Source organism: Pseudomonas sp. Van50 (assembly GCF_055390755.1).
The window spans coordinates 5,459,874-5,475,989 of record NZ_AP024343.1; the positions used below are offsets into that span (position 1 = coordinate 5,459,874).

General features: G+C 61.3%; 13 protein-coding genes, 3 tRNA genes and 1 riboswitch. Of the genes, 2 read left to right on the plus strand and 14 right to left on the minus strand.

Annotation, left to right across the window (positions count from 1 at the left end; all coding sequences use genetic code 11):
* Positions 1-211 precede the first annotated feature (211 nt).
* A complete protein-coding gene (locus tag ACZ5M5_RS23350) occupies positions 212-715 on the plus strand; it encodes a cell envelope protein SmpA (RefSeq protein ID WP_103308575.1) in 504 nt (167 codons plus the stop codon).
* A gap of 40 nt (positions 716-755) precedes the next feature.
* On the opposite strand, the gene ACZ5M5_RS23355 is transcribed toward ACZ5M5_RS23350, so the two are convergent.
* The 7 genes from ACZ5M5_RS23355 to ltaE all read right to left on the minus strand — a co-directional run bounded on the left by ACZ5M5_RS23355 (position 756) and on the right by ltaE (position 6,721).
* A tRNA-Arg gene (locus ACZ5M5_RS23355) sits at positions 756-832 on the minus strand.
* A gap of 72 nt (positions 833-904) precedes the next feature.
* Positions 905-981, minus strand: a tRNA-Arg gene (locus ACZ5M5_RS23360).
* A 107-nt stretch (positions 982-1,088) separates the two neighbouring features.
* Positions 1,089-1,179 (minus strand) — tRNA-Ser (locus ACZ5M5_RS23365).
* A gap of 62 nt (positions 1,180-1,241) precedes the next feature.
* Complete coding sequence (gene csrA / locus ACZ5M5_RS23370; protein WP_003178872.1) at positions 1,242-1,430, minus strand: carbon storage regulator CsrA; 189 nt, start codon at positions 1,428-1,430, stop codon at positions 1,242-1,244.
* Between the two features lie 184 nt (positions 1,431-1,614).
* Positions 1,615-2,856 (minus strand): aspartate kinase, encoded by a 1,242-nt coding sequence (locus ACZ5M5_RS23375; RefSeq protein ID WP_060741016.1) that lies wholly within the window; start codon positions 2,854-2,856, stop codon positions 1,615-1,617.
* Between the two features lie 92 nt (positions 2,857-2,948).
* Entirely contained in the window at positions 2,949-5,570 is a 2,622-nt protein-coding gene (gene alaS / locus ACZ5M5_RS23380; protein WP_060741015.1) for an alanine--tRNA ligase, read from the minus strand.
* Between the two features lie 146 nt (positions 5,571-5,716).
* Entirely contained in the window at positions 5,717-6,721 is a 1,005-nt protein-coding gene (gene ltaE / locus ACZ5M5_RS23385; RefSeq protein WP_103308569.1) for a low-specificity L-threonine aldolase, read from the minus strand.
* A gap of 253 nt (positions 6,722-6,974) precedes the next feature.
* Positions 6,975-7,143: riboswitch (FMN riboswitch) on the plus strand.
* Positions 7,144-7,243: 100 nt separating this feature from the next.
* Here ltaE and ACZ5M5_RS23390 point away from each other — a divergent pair.
* Positions 7,244-7,753, plus strand: a complete 510-nt coding sequence (locus ACZ5M5_RS23390; RefSeq protein WP_060741013.1) for a 6,7-dimethyl-8-ribityllumazine synthase — start codon at positions 7,244-7,246, stop codon at positions 7,751-7,753.
* A 124-nt stretch (positions 7,754-7,877) separates the two neighbouring features.
* On the opposite strand, the gene astE is transcribed toward ACZ5M5_RS23390, so the two are convergent.
* The 7 genes from astE to ACZ5M5_RS23425 all read right to left on the minus strand — a co-directional run bounded on the left by astE (position 7,878) and on the right by ACZ5M5_RS23425 (position 15,832).
* Positions 7,878-8,885, minus strand: coding sequence for a succinylglutamate desuccinylase (astE, locus tag ACZ5M5_RS23395; RefSeq protein ID WP_060741012.1), 1,008 nt, complete (start codon positions 8,883-8,885; stop codon positions 7,878-7,880).
* Between the two features lie 12 nt (positions 8,886-8,897).
* On the minus strand, positions 8,898-9,185 hold the full coding sequence (locus tag ACZ5M5_RS23400; RefSeq protein WP_003178862.1) for a hypothetical protein: 288 nt from the start codon (positions 9,183-9,185) through the stop codon (positions 8,898-8,900).
* A 69-nt stretch (positions 9,186-9,254) separates the two neighbouring features.
* Positions 9,255-10,601 carry an N-succinylarginine dihydrolase gene (gene astB / locus ACZ5M5_RS23405; protein WP_464738055.1) on the minus strand — a complete coding sequence of 449 codons (1,347 nt, stop codon included), beginning with the start codon at positions 10,599-10,601 and terminating at the stop codon, positions 9,255-9,257.
* Positions 10,602-10,856: 255 nt separating this feature from the next.
* Positions 10,857-12,326 carry a succinylglutamate-semialdehyde dehydrogenase gene (gene astD, locus ACZ5M5_RS23410; protein WP_464738056.1) on the minus strand — a complete coding sequence of 490 codons (1,470 nt, stop codon included), beginning with the start codon at positions 12,324-12,326 and terminating at the stop codon, positions 10,857-10,859.
* Positions 12,323-13,348: an arginine N-succinyltransferase gene (gene astA / locus ACZ5M5_RS23415; RefSeq protein ID WP_060741009.1), complete on the minus strand. Its 1,026-nt coding sequence runs from the start codon at positions 13,346-13,348 to the stop codon at positions 12,323-12,325. The genes astD and astA overlap by 4 nt, the downstream gene beginning before the upstream one ends.
* A gap of 43 nt (positions 13,349-13,391) precedes the next feature.
* The gene (gene aruF / locus ACZ5M5_RS23420; RefSeq protein WP_464738057.1) at positions 13,392-14,411 is read right to left on the minus strand and encodes an arginine/ornithine succinyltransferase subunit alpha; all 1,020 of its coding nucleotides are present in this window, start codon (positions 14,409-14,411) and stop codon (positions 13,392-13,394) included.
* Positions 14,412-14,611: 200 nt separating this feature from the next.
* The gene (locus ACZ5M5_RS23425) at positions 14,612-15,832 is read right to left on the minus strand and encodes an aspartate aminotransferase family protein (protein ID WP_060741008.1); all 1,221 of its coding nucleotides are present in this window, start codon (positions 15,830-15,832) and stop codon (positions 14,612-14,614) included.
* Positions 15,833-16,116 lie beyond the last annotated feature (284 nt).

The window sequence follows — 16,116 nt, forward strand, 5'->3', positions numbered from 1 at the left end:
AAAGCCCCGGCGGGGCTGACGGGCGCAATCATACACCGCTTGACGCTTTAAAACGCTAAAAAATCATGGCAAGAACAAGCGCTTGCGAGACAAACCTGAACGCAAGCTGAACCTTCCGCTTTACGACGACTTATCCGGAAAAGAAAACACACGCCTCGACAGCAATGCGGCGACTACCCTGTTCTCCTGCACCGTCAAGGAGGACGACCGGATGCCTATCAGCCACTACTTGCTCCTGCTCGCCAGCCTGCCCTGCCTGCCTTTGTGGGCCGCCGGGCAAACCGTGCATCGCTGCGAAAGCAGCGCGGGGCACGTGACATTCACCACCTTGAGTTGTGGCCCGGGTGAAGCCCTGTCACTCCAGCAGATCCATCCCTACAGCCCAGGTTCGATCGAGCCGACGACCGAGGCGATGCTGCCCGAAGCGGAGCATCGGCAAACATCCGGCAACACAACCACACGCAAGGAGCCGACCGTGGTTGGCCAGTTCCAGGACCGTTGCGGGAACCTCATCGATGCCAGGCAACGCCGCGACGCCATCCTGGAACGAAGAATCGTCATCGGCATGAGCCAACAGGACGTCGAGAGCGCCCTGGGCAAGCCAGACTCAATCAAGATTCGAAATTCGAGCACACGGTATACCTACAAGGCGAAGAAAGGTCGCAGCGCAGAGGTCGTGTTCGATGAAAGGGGGTGCGTGAAAGGCAAATCGTAGACAGCAAAAAGCCCGCGTTAAACGCGGGCTTTTTGGTGTTTGGTGCACTCGACAGGATTCGAACCTGTGACCGCTCGGTTCGTAGCCGAGTACTCTATCCAGCTGAGCTACGAGTGCAAGTTGTGGTTTTATACCAGATCACAACTGGTTGAAGCCAAGTTATTTGCATTGCTGCAAACAACTCTTAAATGGTGCACTCGACAGGATTCGAACCTGTGACCGCTCGGTTCGTAGCCGAGTACTCTATCCAGCTGAGCTACGAGTGCATTTGTTGCCGCGCATTATAGGTCGTCAATTCCTTTTGTAAAGCGCTTTTTTCAGTAATTTCAATCACTTACTGATCAAGCCAGGTTCTGACGCACTAAACGAATAATGGCGGAGAACGGGGGATTCGAACCCCCGACACCCTTTTGAGGTGTACTCCCTTAGCAGGGGAGCGCCTTCGGCCACTCGGCCAGCTCTCCGCAACACGGGGCGTATATTAACCACCTTCATCCCCGTTTGCAAACATAAAAATCGATAAAAATTAATGGCTTGGTTCGTCGTCCTTCTCTTTCTTGATACGCAGGTAGATTTCCTCCCGGTGTACAGCAACCTCTTTCGGGGCGTTGACGCCGATACGCACTTGGTTTCCTTTGACGCCGAGCACGGTCACGGTGATTTCGCCATCGCCAATAATCAGGCTTTCTGCACACCGACGGGTCAGAATCAGCATACCTTTCTCCTCACGCAATTCACTTAAGGGACAACAGTCTGCAAAAAAAAGGCATTGGACCTACAACCGAAACGGTCGAAGCCTACAGGCCTAGTATTGACCAGCGCGGGCAAAAGAACAGTTTTGGGACGCGCCATTCAGAAAAACAAAGGGCGCGGTCCAGCCGCGCCCTCTGGATAACGCCTTACTCGCCCTGCTGGGCAGCAGCGTCGAGCTCGAAAGCCGTGTGCAGGGCGCGCACGGCCAGTTCCAGGTACTTCTCTTCGATCACCACGGAAACCTTGATTTCCGAAGTAGAGATCATCTGGATGTTGATGCTTTCCTTGGCCAGGGATTCGAACATGCGGCTGGCCACGCCTGCGTGGGAACGCATGCCGACACCCACGATCGAGACCTTGGCGATCTTGGTATCGCCCACCACTTCCCGGGCACCGATCTCGCCAGCGGTCTTTTTCAGGATCGCTTCGGCAGACTGGTAGTCGTTGCGGTGCACGGTGAAGGTGAAGTCAGTGGTGTTATCGTGCGAGACGTTCTGCACGATCATGTCGACTTCGATGTTCGCGGCACTGATCGGGCCGAGAATCTTGAACGCCACGCCGGGGGTGTCTGGCACGCCACGGATGGTCAGCTTGGCCTCATCGCGGTTGAAAGCGATGCCGGAAATGATCGGCTGTTCCATGGATTCCTCTTCATCAATAGTAATGAGGGTGCCCGGACCCTCTTTGAAGCTGTGCAGAACGCGCAGCGGAACGTTGTACTTGCCGGCGAATTCGACCGCCCGGATCTGCAACACCTTCGAGCCGAGACTGGCCATTTCCAGCATTTCTTCGAACGTGATCTTGTCCAGGCGCTGGGCCACAGGCACCACCCGTGGGTCGGTGGTGTAGACACCGTCCACATCGGTGTAGATCTGGCATTCGTCAGCCTTGAGAGCCGCCGCCAGTGCTACGCCCGTGGTGTCGGAACCGCCACGGCCGAGGGTGGTGATATTGCCCTGCTCGTCCACGCCCTGGAAACCGGCGACAACCACGACACGGCCAGCCTTCAGGTCGCCGCGAATCTTCTGGTCGTCGATCTGCAGGATACGCGCTTTGTTGTGCGCGCTGTCCGTCAGGATACGCACCTGGTTGCCGGTGTAGGACACCGCCGGCACGCCACGCTTGATCAGCGCCATGGCCAGCAAGGCGATGGTCACCTGCTCACCAGTGGAAACGATCACGTCCAGCTCACGGGGAACCGGTTGCTGGTCGCCGCTGATTTGCTTGGCCAGATCGATCAGACGGTTGGTCTCGCCGCTCATTGCCGACAGCACAACCACCAGGTCATCGCCCGCTTCACGGAATTTCTTAACCTTGTCGGCGACTTGTTCGATTCTCTCGACAGTGCCGACCGAGGTGCCTCCAAATTTCTGTACGATCAAAGCCATTTCAAAGCCGCCTCTGCCCATGAAGGGCGCCCAATAAATCACTCAAACAGCGGCCAGGCTCGTCACTAGACCACGAGCCCGGCGACGCTGCCTTAAATACCCTGCTCTACGAATGCAACGGTCTGGGCCAGTGCCGCGTCCAGAGCGCCGACGTCGGTACCACCGCCTTGCGCCATGTCCGGACGACCACCGCCCTTGCCGCCCACTGCCGCAGCGGCCTGCTTCATCAAATCACCGGCCTTGAGTTGGCCAGTCAGGTCTTTGGTCACGCCTGCGACGAGAACGACCTTTTCCTCATGGACACTGCCGAGCAGGATCACTGCGCGGCCGAGTTTGTTTTTCAGTTGATCGACCAGCGCCAGCAGCGCCTTGCCATCCTGGCCGTCCAGACGCACGGCCAGCACCTTCACGCCCTTGACGTCCACCGCCTGGGCCGACAGATCGTCGCCCGCGGCGCTGGCGGCCTTGGCCTGCAACTGCTCGAGTTGCTTTTCCAGCAGGCGGTTGCGCTCCAGCACAGCCGACAGCTTGTCGATCAGGTTGTCGCGACTGCCCTTGATCAGGGTAGCCGCTTCCTTGAGTTGTTCTTCGGCCGCGTTGAGGTACGCCAGGGCCGCGGCGCCGGTGACCGCTTCGATCCGGCGCACACCGGATGCCACGCCACCTTCGCTGATGATTTTCATCAGGCCGATGTCACCGGTCCGGTTGGCGTGGATGCCACCGCACAGTTCAACGGAGAAGTCGCCCATGCTCAGCACGCGCACGCTGTCGCCGTACTTCTCGCCGAACAACGCCATCGCGCCCTTGCGCTTGGCGGTCTCGATGTCGGTCTCTTCGGTTTCCACCGGGGAGTTCTTGCGAATCTCGGCGTTGACGATTTCTTCCAGCGCCTTGAGTTGCTCAGGCTTGATGGCTTCGAAATGGCTGAAGTCAAAGCGCAGGCGCTGACTGTCCACCAACGAGCCCTTCTGCTGGACGTGCTCGCCCAGCACCTGGCGCAACGCCGCGTGCAGCAAGTGCGTGGCGGAGTGGTTCAGCGACGTGGCATGGCGCACTTCGGCGTCGACATGGGCGGCCACCGGGGCGGCGATCATCAGGCTACCCGACGCCAGCACGCCGTGGTGCAGGAACGCGCCGCCGGTCTTGGTGGTGTCACGCACGTCGAAACGCGAGCTGCCCGCCTGCAGGTAACCGCTGTCGCCGATCTGGCCGCCGGACTCGGCGTAGAACGGGGTCTTGTCCAGCACGATCACACCTTCCTGGCCTTCGCTCAGGATGTCGACCGATTGCCCGTCCTTATAGATGGCAACGATCTTGGCCGAGCCGGTGGTGCCGGCATAACCGGTGAACTCGGTGGCCACGTCTACCTTGACCAGGCTGTTGTAGTCCATGCCAAAGGAACTGGCGGAACGCGCACGCACCCGCTGGGCTTCCATCTCGCGCTCGAACCCTTCCTCGTCGAGGGTCAGGTTGCGTTCGCGGGCGATGTCGCCGGTCAGGTCCATCGGGAAGCCATAGGTGTCGTACAGCTTGAACACCACGTCGCCCGGAACCACATTGCCCTTGAGTTCGGCCAGGTCCTGCTCGAGGATCTTCAGGCCTTGCTCCAGGGTCTTGGCGAATTGCTCTTCTTCAGCCTTGAGTACGCGTTCGATATGCGCCTGCTGGGACTTGAGTTCCGGGAAGGCGTCGCCCATCTCGGCCGCCAATGCCGCGACGATCTGATAGAAGAAGCTGCCCTTGGCGCCCAGCTTGTTACCGTGGCGGCAGGCGCGACGGATGATCCGGCGCAGTACATAACCACGACCTTCGTTGGAAGGCAGCACGCCGTCGGCAATCAGGAAGCCGCAGGAACGGATGTGGTCGGCGACCACTTTCAGCGAGGCCTGGTTGTCGTTGGTGCAACCGATGGCTTTGGCCGACGCGCTCAGCAGGCTCTGGAACAGGTCGATTTCGTAGTTGGAATGAACGTGCTGCAGCACCGCACTGATCCGCTCCAGGCCCATGCCGGTGTCCACCGACGGCGCTGGCAGCGGATGCAACACGCCATCGGCGGTGCGGTTGAACTGCATGAATACGTTGTTCCAGATCTCGATGTAGCGGTCGCCGTCTTCTTCCGGCGAGCCGGGTGGGCCGCCCCAGATGTCGGCGCCGTGATCGTAGAAGATCTCGGTGCAAGGACCGCATGGGCCGGTGTCGCCCATGGTCCAGAAGTTATCGGAGGCGTAAGGCGCGCCTTTGTTGTCGCCAATGCGCACCATGCGCTCTGCCGGGACGCCGACCTCTTTGGTCCAGATGTCATAGGCTTCGTCGTCGGTGGCGTAGACCGTTACCCAAAGCTTTTCCTTGGGCAGGTTCAGCCACTTGTCGGACGTCAGGAAGGTCCAGGCGAAGGTGATGGCGTCACGCTTGAAATAGTCACCGAAGCTGAAGTTACCCAGCATTTCGAAAAACGTGTGGTGACGTGCGGTATAGCCGACGTTTTCCAGGTCGTTGTGCTTGCCGCCGGCACGCACGCACTTCTGGCTGCTTACCGCACGGGTGTAGGCACGTTTTTCCTGGCCCAGGAAGCAGTCCTTGAACTGGTTCATCCCCGCGTTGGTGAACAGCAGGGTCGGGTCGTTGCCCGGAATCAAAGAGCTGGAGGCTACTCGGGTGTGGCCTTGCTCTTCGAAGAAGCGAAGGAAGGCTTCACGGATTTCTGCGCTTTTCATTAGGTTCTTCCACGGAGGCTGCGGCCAAAGGCCTGTGCAAAACGTCAACAGACGAAGCAACGGCAAAGGGCCGCATTATATCGGCCCTGCGCGTGGGGTACAGCGTGTTTATACGATAGAAACTGTCAATTGCCCCGGTTAGCGGGTCATTGGCGAGAAAATTCGACGAAAGTGGCGACCACCCGGTCGATTTGCGCCGCGCTCACGTCCATGTGCGTCACCATTCGCAGGCGTGGCGCCGCGCTGAGCTTGACGCCCCGTTCATCGGCAAACGCCTTGATCGCCTCGGCCCGCTCGCCCATTTCTACGTAGACCATGTTGGTCTGCACCGGCTCGACCTCGTAACCCGCCCCACGCAAGCCCTCGGCAAGCCGCTGGGCATTGGCGTGGTCATCGGCCAGGCGCTGGACCTGATGCTCCAGGGCATACAGCCCGGCCGCCGCGAGGATCCCGGCCTGGCGCATGCCGCCACCGACCATCTTGCGCAGCCGGCGGGCCTTGCCGATCAGTTCAACGCTGCCGCACAGGACCGAGCCCACCGGAGCGCCCAGGCCCTTGGACAGGCACACCGACACCGAATCGAAATGTTGCGTGATTTGCCGGGCATCGACATTCAGCTTGACCGCGGCGTTGTACAGCCGCGCTCCATCCAGGTGCAGGGCCAGGCCATGCTCCTGGGTGAAACGCCGGGCCCGGGCCAGGTATTCCAAGGGCAGCACCTTGCCCTGCATGGTGTTTTCCAGGGCCAACAGGCGGGTGCGGGCAAAGTGAAAGTCATCGGGCTTGATCGCCGCGGCGACGTGCGCCAGGTCCAGGGAACCGTCCGCCTGCACCTCGAGAGGCTGGGGCTGGATCGAACCGAGCACCGCCGCACCGCCGCCCTCGTATTTGTAGGTGTGGGCCTGCTGACCGACGATGTACTCATCGCCGCGCTCGCAGTGGGCCATCAACCCCAACAGATTGCTCATCGTGCCCGTGGGCACGAACATCGCCGCAGCAAAGCCCAGGCGCGCAGCCAGTTCGGCTTCGAGGCGATTGACGGTCGGGTCTTCGCCATACACATCATCGCCGATCGGCGCACTGGCCATGGCATCCAGCATGCCGGCGGTAGGTTGGGTGACCGTGTCGCTGCGAAGATCGATAACACTCATGAATCTGGCCTCGGGTGCTGGTGGGGGAATTCCCTTTCGAAGGGCAATTACTGCGGGCATGGTGAAGAATAATCAAGCCTGATCGACGGAAAGCCTGAAGATTATCCAGAACGCCTGTGGGAGCGAGCTTGCTCGCGATAGCGGTGGTTCAGCTTGCCTTGATGCTGGCTGCAATGGCGCCATCGCGAGCAAGCTCGCTCCCACAGTAGGTTATGTGTTAAAAATCCTCCGCTGCCAAAAACCATGGCGGCAAAAACGTTCTCAGGGCGGGGTGTAATTCCCCACCGGCGGTAATTGCACGCAACGTGCATAGCCCGCGAGCGCTTGGTGGTACACCGCTTTTTGGGGTGTAGCGGCAAGGTCAGCAGACCCGGTGTGATCCCGGGGCCGACGGTCATAGTCCGGATGAAGAGAGAACGGGATTGGCACCCAAGGGCCGACTGCGACTGTCCGTGCGCGGCGTACCCTCGAATCCCCTTCGATTCATGACGCCCTGTTTTTCACACAAACAGGAACCAGAACATGCAACCCACTGCAATCGACAGCAAAAGCAAAAGTCATCCGGGCGAGCGCGTCGCGTTCATCCAGGCCTGCTGGCACAAGGAAATCGTCGACCAGAGCCGTAAAGGCTTCGTCGCCGAAATGATCACCCAGGGTTACCAGGAAAGCGACATCGACTTCTTCGAAGTCGGCGGCGCCTTCGAAATCCCGCTGCACGCCAAGCTGCTGGCCAAGTCAGGCCGCTACGCCGGCATCGTCGCCGCCGGACTGGTGGTGGACGGGGGCATCTACCGTCACGAGTTCGTCGCCCAATCGGTCATCAGCGGCCTGATGCAGGTGCAGTTGGAAACCGAAGTGCCAGTGTTCTCGGTGGTGCTCACGCCGCATCATTTCCATGCAGGGGAAGAGCATCAGAAGTTTTTCTTCGAGCATTTCGTGCACAAGGGCCAGGAAGCGGCGAAGACTTGCGCCGATACCTTGCACAAGACCCGGGCGTTGCGTCGCAGTGAGCAGCGGGCGGTAGCGAGCTAAAAGCCACTAAAAAACCTGTGGGAGCGAGCTTGCTCGCGATGACGGAGTGTCAGTCACCTTCAACATTTGACTGGAACACCGCTATCGCGAGCAAGCTCGCTCCCACAATGGTTCGGCGTGGGTTTTAGAGCAGGTTTTCGTCCGTAGCAGGCACGATCAGGATCCCGGCCCGCAAGCCATTCTTGACCTTGGGGTTCGGGAAAATGATCCGGGCGCCCTCCTCTTCGATCACCCAGCGGGTCTGGGCGATGTCCTCGGCCAGCACATAACCTTTTTCAAGCTCGGAGAAGTTCTCAATGTCCGCCGGCAGGTTCAGGCGGAAACTGTCGCTGTGCTTGATGATTTCCCGCGCCACGCTGAATAGCTGGAGGCCGTCGAGCCCTTCATCCAGCGCCGGCTCGTTACCTTCGATGATCTGTTGCAGGCGAGTTTCCAGCAGGCCGACGTTGACCCCGTCGTTCTGCCCGAATGGCCGGGCCTTGCCCAGTTCCAGGGTGAAGGACTCGGCGCCGAGCTGATCGTAGGTGTAGGCACTGAAGACGATGGACGGCTTGTTCTGCAGCAACACCGCCTCCATGCCCGCGGCACGCAGGCGTGCCAGCTCACGGCGTGAATGCGCGCGGCCTTCCTTCCATGGGTACAGGGCAAACTGCTCGATCTTCGAGCCGCGGATAGCGGTGTGCAGGTCGTAATGCAAGCGACTGCGTTCCGGCCGACTGAAGAAACTGGCGGCCAGCCGCTCCAGCTCGCAGGCCCGCAGCGCTTCAGGACCGCCACTGAGCTCATGGCGACCGTTGAACAGCCGGTTGACGTCCTGCTCGACGAAACGCTCACCGCGCCGGATGGCCTCGGGGTTGCCGAACAGGAACAGAATGCGTGCCCGCGGCTTCAGGTCGCCACGGGCAATGTCGTGCAGCAGACGGTCGAGCAATTCGATCGGCGCGGTTTCATTGCCGTGGATACCGGCCGACAGCAGCAGATCCAGGCCGTTATCCCGGGCTTCGGGCGGCTTGACCTCCAGCGCGCCCTCGCTCAGCCAGCGCATCCGTACGCCTTCGACAGTCAGTTGAGTCTTCTCCGCCGGTTCACGGCCGGCGAGGGTCAGTTCAAGCAGTTTGCCGAGGGCGAGCATAGCGCGGTTTCCTTAGTGGTCGTGGCCGCAATCCGGGCCATGGACATGGTCATCGTCGCCGACGTCCGCCGGTTCCATTTCCAGTTGCAGGCTGACCAGGTTGGTCGCCAATGGACGCAACAACAGGTTGGCGTATTCCTCGTCCCCTTCCTCGACATCGACGCCGATCAGCAACTGACCGCGGCCGTCCTGCTGGATCCACAACTCCTTGCCTTGCCACATCACCGCGACACGGGTGCAGGAGGTTTCCAGTTGGGTGCCGTCGGTGTCTTCAAGGATCAGCTGCAGGGTATCGCTCATGTCTTTAGGTTCTCGTCTGGGGATAAGGCAACGCGCCCTGCTTTGACTGTAGTCAGGTCGCGCGCGCTTTCAATTGATCTGGAAAGGATAAACCGCGCCAAGTTTAAGGATTTGTGTCAGTTCATCCAATGCCGCACGGCATTCGAGCAGCAACTGCGGGTCTGCCAGGTCATTTTCGGTCATGCGGTCGCGGTAGTGCCGCTCGACCCATTGGGTCAGCGAATCGTACAGCGGCGCGGTCATGATAACCCCTGGATTGACGGCCGCCAGCTCGGTTTCATTGAGGGCCACGCGCAACCTCAGGCAAGCCGGGCCGCCACCGTTCTGCATGCTTTGCTTGAGGTCGAAGACCTTCACTTCGCGAATCACCCCGCCAGCGCCCGTCAGGCCTTGCAGGTATTGCCAGACGCGTTCGTTGCCGCGGCATTCTTCCGGCACGATCAAGAGCATGGAGCCGTCGGGGCGCGACAGCAGCTGGCTATTGAACAGGTAGGAACGTACCGCGTCATCGACAGTCACCGCCGAACGCGGCACGCACACCGACTGAAATTTCCCACCGACCTTGGCGAGTTTGCTGCTCAACTCGGCCAACATCCTGTCGGTCTCGAGAAACGCATCCTCGTGATAGAACAGCACTTCACCGTTGCCCACCGCGATCACGTCGTTATGGAACACACCCTGGTCGATCACCGACGGATTCTGTTGGGCGTACACCACGCCCTCCTCCCGCAGCCCATGCAGGCGGGCAACGGCCTGGGAGGCTTCCAGGGTCTGGCGCGCCGGGTATTTCTGCGGTGCGGGATAACGGGTGTCGAAGGCGCTGCGACCGAAGACGAAGAACTCCACGCCGGCTTCGCCGTAGGCGCGGCAGAAACGGGTGTGGTTGGCCGCACCTTCATCGCCGAACTGCGCCACCGCCGGCAACGCGGCGTGGTGGGCGAAGTGCTGCTGGTCGGCAAACATCGCCCCCAACACGCGACTGGTGGTCGGATGCTCGATGCTACGGTGGTACTTGCAGTTCAGGTTGGCGGCGGTGAAATGCACGCGACCATCGGCGGTGTCGGCACTTGGGCTGACCGTGGCGGCGTTGGCCACCCACATGCTGGACGCCGAGCAGCTGGCGACCAACAGCGGCATCGCTTCCTTCGCGGCCTGCTGGATCACCTGGGCATCGCTGCCGGCAAAGCCCAACCGGCGCATGGCCGCCACGTCCGGGCGCTCCTGCGGCGCCAGCACGCCTTGCTGGAACCCCATGTCCATCAGCGCTTTCATTTTCGCCAGACCCTGCAACGCCGCTTCCTTGGGGTTGGAGGATTGCTGGCTGTTGCTCTGGGACGCGACGTTGCCGTACGAGAGCCCGCCGTAGTTATGGGTCGGCCCCACTAGACCGTCAAAGTTGACTTCATAGGATTTCATCAGCGAGGCTCCACGAGAATCTGTTTTTTATAGGCATCAATTACAACTGCGTCGCGGCTATCGCGGGCAAGCCTTGCTCCCACAGGTTTTGCATAGGCCCTGTGGGGACAAGGCTTGCTCCCACAGGTTTTGCATAACGCCTGTGGGGACAAGGCTTGTTCCCACAGGTTTTGCATAACCCCTGTGGGGACAAGGCTTGCTCTCACAGGTTTTGCATAACCCCTGTGGGAGCAAGGCTTGCCCGCGATGGCGGTCTCAAGACATGCGCACACCGGGGGTCAGGGCAGCCGGCATGACAAGGCTCGGGGTCTCCAGGGAAGCCACCGGGTACGCGCAATAATCGGCCGCGTAATAAGCACTGGCGCGATGGTTGCCCGAGGCACCGACACCGCCGAACGGGGCGCTGCTGGCGGCGCCGGTCAGCTGTTTGTTCCAGTTGACGATACCGGCGCGGCTCTGCAGCCAGAATTGCTGGTAACGCGCCTGGGAATCGGACAGCAACCCGGCGGCCAGGCCATATTGCGTATTGTTGGCCTCGGTGATGGCCGCGGCGAAGTCCGTGTAGCGGATCACTTGCAGCAACGGCCCGAACAGCTCTTCATCAGGACGCTCGGCCACGGCAGTCACATCCAGGATACCCGGCGTCAGCAATGCCGCCTGGGGCTGCGGCTGGGTCATGGCCAACAGCGGCACGGCGCCTTTGCCCAGCAAATGGTTTTGCGCGTCCATCAGCGCCTTCGCCGCCCCCAGGGAAATCACCGAGCCCATGAACGGCGCCGGTTGCTGGTCGAAGGCACCGACTTCAAGGGTCGAGCTGACCACCACCAGGCGCGCCAGCAAGGCATCGCCCCACGGGCCTTGCGGCACCAGCAGACGGCGCGCACAGGTGCAGCGCTGCCCGGCGGAAATGAAAGCGGACTGGATAATGGTGTAGACCGCCGCATCGACGTCCGCCACCTCATCCACCACCAGCGGGTTGTTACCGCCCATTTCCAGCGCGAGGATCTTGTCCGGACGCCCGGAAAATTGTTGATGCAGCAGATTGCCGGTGCGGCTGGAGCCGGTGAAGAACAACCCGTCGATACCTGGGTTCGCTGCCAGGGCGATACCGGTTTCCCGCGCGCCTTGCAGCAGGTTCAGCACACCCGCCGGCAGACCGGCCTCGACCCAGCACTTGACCGTCAGCTCGGCGACTTTCGGTGTCAGCTCGCTCGGCTTGAACAACACGCTGTTGCCGGCCAGCAGCGCTGGCACGATATGACCGTTGGGCAAGTGACCGGGGAAGTTGTAGGGACCGAAGACCGCCACCACGCCATGGGGCTTGTGGCGCAGCACGGCGGTGGCGTCGCCCAGGGGGCCGCTCTTCTCGCCGGTCCGCTCGCGGTAGCTCTGCACCGAAATGGCGACTTTATTGACCATGCTGGTCACTTCGGTCGCCGCTTCCCACAACGGCTTGCCGGTTTCTTCACCGATGCACTGGGCCAGTTCGTCAGCGTGGCTTTTCAGGGCCGCGGCAAAAGCCTCCAACACCTGGATGCGTTCATCCAGCGAGCGCCGCGCCCAGTCCGGGAACGCCTGGCGCGCGGCCTGCACCGCCGATTCCACTTGCGCCGCCGTGGCACCGTTGCCCGACCACAACACTTGCTGGGTCACTGGGTTCAACGACTCAAAGAGGTCGCCCTGGCCTTCCAGCCAGCTACCTGCGATGTACAACGAATTCATCATTTCGACTCCCGGGCAGCGGACAACGCAACGGCACGCACCTGATCGCCGGCATTGAGTTGAAGACGCTTGGCGGTCAGCGGATCGACCACCAGAGTGCCTGCGGCGAAGCGCGCCGGTGCAGCGGTGATGCGGCAGTCTTCGCGCTTGCGGTTATGGATGAGGAACGGCGTGGCGTCATCGCCCGGCGTGCCGATGGCCAGCACCAGCGCCTGGCTGTCGCGAATCGCGCGGATCTTGCCGGTCTCGCACTCCACCGCCGGGCCGGCGTCGAAGATGTCGACGTAACCCTGATAGCTGAAACCTTCGCTCTTGAGCATCGACAAGGCCGGTTCAGTGTCCGGATGAACCTGGCCAATCACGGCCCGGGCACCTTCGGACAGGAAACAGGTGTACAGCGGGAATTTGGGCATCAGTTCAGCGATGAACGCCTTGTTGCCCACGCCGGTGAGGTAGTCGGCCTGGCTGAACTCCATTTTGAAGAAATGCCGGCCCAGGCTTTCCCAGAACGGCGAACGTCCGTTGTCGTCGGACATGCCGCGCATCTCGGCAATGATCTTGTTGCCGAACAACTGCGGGAACTCGGCAATGAACAACAGCCGCGCCTTGGCCAGCATCCGGCCATTGAGGCCACTGCGGTAGTCGGCGTGGAGGAACAACGAGCACAGCTCGGAATTGCCGGTCAGGTCGTTGGCCAGGAACAGGGTCGGGATTTCCCGATAGATGTTCAATTCCTGGGAAGCACTGACCGTCAGGCCGACCCGAAAGTTGTACCAGGGCTCACGCAGCCCCACGGCACCGGCGATGGCGGAAATGCCCACCACCCGGCCATCGTCGTCTTCGAGCACGAACAGGTAGTCCGCATCACCGCGCCCGGCTTCGCCGCGAAAGGTCTTCTCGGCCCAACCGACCCGATGGGCCAGGCGCTCCTCATTGGCCGGCAAGGTGGTCAGGCCGGTGCCCGTGCTGCGGGCCAGGGCGATCAGAGCGGGTAAATCGCTGCTGCGTACGGGACGAACGATCATGCTATCTCCTCAAACGGGCCGCTTGCGCCACCCGCGAAACTCATTAAACCGCCACCAGGCGCACGCTGGCGCCTTCGCCAACGCCCAAGGCTTCGGCCGCGTCCATATCCAGGGTCACCGGTTTGCCCGGCGCGTAGTCGAGTTCGAGCAGCACGGCGCGGTAATCCTGCAACTGGGCATTGGCCACCAGGTATTGCCGGCCGGCGCCCTTGACCGGTTCGCCGATCTTGACCGGCACCACGCGGCTCTGGGCGATCGAGCGGATGCCCGAGACGCGGGCATGCAGGGTCGGGCCACCGTCGAAGATGTCGATGTAGTGATCGGTCTCGAAACCCTCGCGCATCAGGATGTCGAAGGTGATCTGCGCCCGCGGATGCACCTGGCCCATGGCTTCCTGGGCGGCATCCGGCAACAGCGGCACATAGATCGGGTAATGGGGCATCAGCTCGGCGAGGAAGGTACGGCTCTTCAGCCCGCACAGGCGCTCGGCGGCAGCGTAGTTGAGGTCGAAGAAGTTGCGACCGATGGCGTCCCAGAACGGCGAGTCGCCATTCTCATCGCTGTAGCCGACGATCTCGGTCACCACCGAATCGGCGAACCGCTCCGGATGGCTGGCGACGAACAACAGCCGTCCCCGTGAATTGAGTTCCGACCATGGCGAGCCCACCAGTTCCGGCACCACGTAGAAACTGGTCAGCAGGCTGTTGCCGGTCAGGTCGTGGCATTGGGAGAGCACGTGGATCTTGTTGTGGATCTTCAGCTCACGGGAGGCGTGCACGAAGGTCTCGTTGCGAAAGCTGTAGAACGGTTCGGAATAACCGGCCGACGCGACGATGGCCGAACAGCCCGCCAGCTTGCCGGTCGCGGTGTCTTCGAGGACGAAGAAATAGCTTTCTTCGCCGTTGAAGCTGACTTCGGCGGCAAACGAGGCTTCGCTTGCGGCGATCTTGTCGCTCAGGCGTTCCACGTCATCCGGCAAGGAAGTGACACCGATCGGACTGTCCGCAGCCAGACGCTGTACCTCGCCCAGATCCGCCATTTGCGCGGGGCGCATCACCAGCATGGTGTCACTCCTTAACTTGAAATAAAGGGTTCGACCCTCAGGTCGACACACAGAAAAAAAATACTGACTCCCTGTGGGAGCAAAGCTTGCTCGCGATGCAGGCAATGAGCTCTACCTGTCAAACCGAGGCAATCCCATCGCGAGCAAGCTCAGCTCCCACAAGAAACTGGCTCCCATGGAGCCGGTTCAGTTTTTCGGGATCAGGCTTGCGTCAGCTTCGCCGCGGCCCGCTCGAAGCGGTCCAGGCCGGCGTCGATGTCGGCGTCTTCCACCACCAGGCTCGGGGCGAAGCGAATCACGTCCGGGCCGGCTTGCAGGATCATCAGGCCTTCCTGTTCGGCGGCGTTGAAGATGTCCTTGGCCTTGCCTTTCCAGGCATCGTTCAGCACGCAGCCGATCAGCAGGCCCAGGCCACGCACTTGGGTGAACAGGCCGTACTTCTCGCCGATCTGCTCCAGGCGCGCCTTGAACTTGGCGTGCTTGGTTTTGACACCACCGAGCACCTCAGGCGTATTGACCACATCGATCACCGCTTCGGCCACCGCGCAGGCCAGCGGGTTGCCGCCATAGGTGGTGCCGTGGGTGCCGACCACCAGGTGCTTGGCCAGGGCTTCGGTGGTGAGCATCGCCGCAATCGGGAAACCACCGCCCAGGCTCTTGGCGCTGGTGAGGATGTCCGGGACCACGCCGTAATGCATGTAGGCAAACAGATGACCGCTGCGGCCCATGCCGGTCTGCACTTCGTCGAACACCAGCAGCGCGTCGTGGGCATCGCACAGGTCGCGGGCGCCTTGCAGGTAGGCCTGCTCGGCCGGCAGCACGCCGCCCTCGCCCTGGATCGGCTCCAGCACCACGGCGCAGGTCTTGTCCGAGACAGCGGCTTTCAACGCGGCCAGGTCGTTATAAGGAACGTGGGTGATGCCAGTGATTTTAGGCCCGAAACCGTCGGAGTACTTCGACTGCCCGCCGACGTTGACGGTGAACAGGGTGCGACCGTGGAAGCTATTGAGCGCGGCGATGATTTCGTATTTTTCGCTGCCGAAACGATCGAACGCAACACGACGGGCCAGCTTGAAGGCGGCCTCGTTGGCTTCGGCGCCGGAGTTGCAGAAAAACGCGCGCTCGGCAAAGGTCGCGTTGACCAGCTTGTGGGCCAGGCGCAGGGCCGGCTCATTGGTAAAGACGTTGGAGACGTGCCACAGCTTGTTGGCCTGTTCGGTCAGTGCGCCGACCAGCGCCGGGTGGGCGTGGCCCAGTACGTTGACTGCAATGCCGCCAGCAAAGTCGATCAACTCACGACCGGATTGGTCCCATACGCGGGAACCGGCACCACGCACAGGTATGAAGGCAGCAGGTGCATAGTTGGGAACCATAACCTGGTCGAAATCGGCGCGTTGTACCGCGGCTTGCTCAACGGACATCGGAGTCTCCTGATGAGGAACACCCGCCTGGAACTGGCGGGCTTGGTAAGGATTGTAAGGACAGTTTTCAGCCCGGCCTTGCCGCCAAGCGACAACTTCTTATAGCGCCAACCCACGTTTTGCGCGGGTTTACGGCAATGCGACAAATAGCGTCGCAAAGGCGCAGTTTAAACGTTGCCAGTGGATTTGAGGCGCCCGCCTCGAGATTTGATTCAGAAGCTTTCCCTTGCCAGGCACTTGCGGCAAAGGGACTTACCTGTGGGAGCAAAGCTTGCTCGCGATGA